We start from the raw sequence: 3,186 nt of genomic DNA, 5'->3' as shown, positions 1-3,186 counted from the left end.
TGAGGACAAGCCCTCGGCCTATTAGTACCGGTCAGCTCCACCCATTACTGGGCTTCCACATCCGGCCTATCAACCCAGTCGTCTACTGGGAGCCTTACCCTCTCAAGGAGGTGGGAATACTCATCTCGAAGCAGGCTTCCCGCTTAGATGCTTTCAGCGGTTATCCCTCCCGAACGTAGCCAACCAGCCATGCCCTTGGCAGGACAACTGGCACACCAGAGGTTCGTCCGTCCCGGTCCTCTCGTACTAGGGACAGCCCTTCTCAATATTCCTACGCGCGCAGCGGATAGGGACCGAACTGTCTCACGACGTTCTAAACCCAGCTCGCGTACCGCTTTAATGGGCGAACAGCCCAACCCTTGGGACCGACTCCAGCCCCAGGATGCGACGAGCCGACATCGAGGTGCCAAACCATCCCGTCGATATGGACTCTTGGGGAAGATCAGCCTGTTATCCCCGGGGTACCTTTTATCCGTTGAGCGACGGCGCTTCCACAAGCCACCGCCGGATCACTAGTCCCGACTTTCGTCCCTGCTCGACCCGTCGGTCTCACAGTCAAGCTCCCTTGTGCACTTACACTCAACACCTGATTGCCAACCAGGCTGAGGGAACCTTTGGGCGCCTCCGTTACCCTTTGGGAGGCAACCGCCCCAGTTAAACTACCCATCAGACACTGTCCCTGATCCGGATCACGGACCGAGGTTAGACATCCAGCACGACCAGAGTGGTATTTCAACGGCGACTCCACCATGACTGGCGTCACGGCTTCAAAGTCTCCCACCTATCCTACACAAGCCGAACCGAACACCAATATCAAACTGTAGTAAAGGTCCCGGGGTCTTTCCGTCCTGCTGCGCGAAACGAGCATCTTTACTCGTAGTGCAATTTCACCGGGCCTATGGTTGAGACAGTCGAGAAGTCGTTACGCCATTCGTGCAGGTCGGAACTTACCCGACAAGGAATTTCGCTACCTTAGGATGGTTATAGTTACCACCGCCGTTTACTGGCGCTTAAGTTCTCAGCTTCGCAACCCCGAAAGGTCACTAACCGGTCCCCTTAACGTTCCAGCACCGGGCAGGCGTCAGTCCGTATACATCGCCTTACGGCTTCGCACGGACCTGTGTTTTTAGTAAACAGTCGCTTCTCGCTGGTCTCTGCGGCCACCCCCAGCTCACCGAGTAAATCGGATCACCAGTGATGGCCCCCCTTCTCCCGAAGTTACGGGGGCATTTTGCCGAGTTCCTTAACCATAGTTCACCCGAACGCCTCGGTATTCTCTACCTGACCACCTGAGTCGGTTTAGGGTACGGGCCGCCATGAAACTCGCTAGAGGCTTTTCTCGACAGCATAGGATCATCCACTTCACCACAATCGGCTCGGCATCAGGTCTCAGCCTTGATGTGTGACGGATTTGCCTATCACACGGCCTACACCCTTACCCCGGGACAACCACCGCCCGGGCTGGACTACCTTCCTGCGTCACCCCATCGCTTACCTACTACCACCTTGGGCCGGCGGCTCCACCACTCCCCTTTGCCCGAAGGCTCCAGGGCGGCTTCACGGCCTTAGCATTAATGGGCTCGATATTGGGCGTTTCAAAGCGGGTACCGGAATATCAACCGGTTGTCCATCGACTACGCCTGTCGGCCTCGCCTTAGGTCCCGACTTACCCTGGGCAGATCAGCTTGACCCAGGAACCCTTAGTCAATCGGCGCACACGTTTCTCACGTGTGTATCGCTACTCATGCCTGCATTCTCACTCGTGAACCGTCCACAACTCGCTTCCGCGGCTGCTTCACCCGGCACACGACGCTCCCCTACCCATCACAGCAGGCGTTGGCCCTATATGCTGCAATGACACGACTTCGGCGGTACGCTTGAGCCCCGCTACATTGTCGGCGCGGAATCACTTGACCAGTGAGCTATTACGCACTCTTTCAAGGGTGGCTGCTTCTAAGCCAACCTCCTGGTTGTCTCTGCGACTCCACATCCTTTCCCACTTAGCGTACGCTTAGGGGCCTTAGTCGATGCTCTGGGCTGTTTCCCTCTCGACCATGGAGCTTATCCCCCACAGTCTCACTGCCGTGCTCTCACTTACCGGCATTCGGAGTTTGGCTAAGGTCAGTAACCCGGTAGGGCCCATCGCCTATCCAGTGCTCTACCTCCGGCAAGAAACACACGACGCTGCACCTAAATGCATTTCGGGGAGAACCAGCTATCACGGAGTTTGATTGGCCTTTCACCCCTAACCACAGGTCATCCCCCAGGTTTTCAACCCTGGTGGGTTCGGTCCTCCACGAAGTCTTACCTCCGCTTCAACCTGCCCATGGCTAGATCACTCCGCTTCGGGTCTTGAGCGTGCTACTGAATCGCCCTGTTCGGACTCGCTTTCGCTACGGCTTCCCCACACGGGTTAACCTCGCAACACACCGCAAACTCGCAGGCTCATTCTTCAAAAGGCACGCAGTCACGACCCATTGGGTAAACCCAATGAGCGACGCTCCCACGGCTTGTAGGCACACGGTTTCAGGTACTATTTCACTCCGCTCCCGCGGTACTTTTCACCATTCCCTCACGGTACTATCCGCTATCGGTCACCAGGGAATATTTAGGCTTAGCGGGTGGTCCCGCCAGATTCACACGGGATTTCTCGGGCCCCGTGCTACTTGGGTGTCTCTTAAACGAGCCGTTGATGTTTCAGCTACGGGGGTCTTACCCTCTACGCCGGACCTTTCGCATGTCCTTCGCCTACATCAACGGTTTCTGACTCGCCTCACAGCCGGCAGACTGTGAAAAAGAGATCCCACAACCCCGTATGCGCAACCCCTGCCGGGTATCACACGCATACGGTTTGGCCTCATCCGGTTTCGCTCGCCACTACTCCCGGAATCACGGTTGTTTTCTCTTCCTGAGGGTACTGAGATGTTTCACTTCCCCTCGTTCCCTCCACATGCCCTATGTGTTCAGGCATGGGTGACAGCCCATGACGACTGCCGGGTTTCCCCATTCGGAAACCCCCGGATCAAAGCCTGGTTGACGGCTCCCCGGGGACTATCGTGGCCTCCCACGTCCTTCATCGGTTCCTGGTGCCAAGGCATCCACCGTGCGCCCTTAAAAACTTGGCCACAGATGCTCGCGTCCACTGTGTAGTTCTCAAGCAACGACCAGCCACCCATCACCCTGATT

The 3,186-nt window shown here is 56.8% G+C and carries 1 rRNA gene; it reads right to left on the bottom strand.

The window, feature by feature from the left end:
• Position 1: 1 nt before the first annotated feature.
• A 23S ribosomal RNA gene (locus ACZ4VW_RS32560) occupies positions 2-3,125 on the bottom strand.
• Between the last annotated feature and the right edge of the window lie 61 nt (positions 3,126-3,186).

Source organism: Streptomyces sp. NPDC029139, from assembly GCF_055564335.1.
The sequence above is the reverse complement of the archived record's forward strand: the minus strand, read 5'-3'. Positions and strand labels throughout refer to the sequence as shown.